We start from the raw sequence: 876 nt of genomic DNA, 5'->3' as shown, positions 1-876 counted from the left end.
CCGCTTGCTCAAAAAAAGCATGTTCGACGGTGGGGACGACCACGAATGAGGTATCCTGCATCTGAGAAGCTTGAGATCATTCGGTTGGTCGAAGGATCACATATGTCAGCACGCCTGACACTGGCCAAACTCGGCATTCCCCGCACAACATTCTACCGTTGGTATGATCGTTATTTGCAGCGTGGCGAGGCTGGCCTACAGGATCAATCTCCCAAGCCAAAGCATGTCTGGAACCGTATCCCTGACGAGGTGCGGCGCAAGGTCGTCAAATTAGCTCTGAAGGAAACGGAACTGTCACCACGGGAGTTGGCGGTCACATTCACGGATCAAGAAAGCTACTTTGTATCAGAGGCTTCGATATATCGGATCCTGAAGGCGCATGATCTAATCTCCAGCCCCGCCTTCATCGTCATCAAGGCGGCAAATGAGTTCAAAGACAAAACCACAGCCATCAACCAGCTCTGGCAGACCGACTTTACCTACCTCAAGGTTCTTGGGTGGGGTTGGTTCTATCTCAGCACGATCCTGGACGATTACAGCCGCTACATCATCTCGTGGAAACTCTGCACCAATATGAGGACTGAAGATGTGACCGATACGTTGGATCTCGCGTTGCAGGCGTCAGGATGTGATCAGATCCACGTCGTTCATAAACCACGGCTACTCAGCGATAACGGATCCAGCTACGTCTCGGGCGATCTGGCTGAATGGTTGCAGGACAAGGGCATGAAGCACTCACGCGGAGCGCCGTATCACCCTCAGACACAGGGCAAGATCGAACGTTGGCATCAAACCTTGAAGAACCGCATCCTGCTGGAAAACTACTTCCTACCCGGTGATCTCGAAGCCCAGATCGAAGCCTTCGTCGACCACTAT

The 876-nt window shown here is 52.5% G+C and carries 1 protein-coding gene; it reads left to right on the top strand.

The window, feature by feature from the left end:
• On the top strand, window positions 1-876 hold an 876-nt coding region (locus DL239_RS21345), incomplete at both ends, for an IS3 family transposase (RefSeq protein ID WP_167686109.1).

It is taken from the genome of Parasedimentitalea denitrificans (genome assembly GCF_011813015.1).
Taxonomy (GTDB): Bacteria; Pseudomonadota; Alphaproteobacteria; order Rhodobacterales; family Rhodobacteraceae; genus Parasedimentitalea; species Parasedimentitalea denitrificans.
The sequence above is the reverse complement of the archived record's forward strand: the minus strand, read 5'-3'. Positions and strand labels throughout refer to the sequence as shown.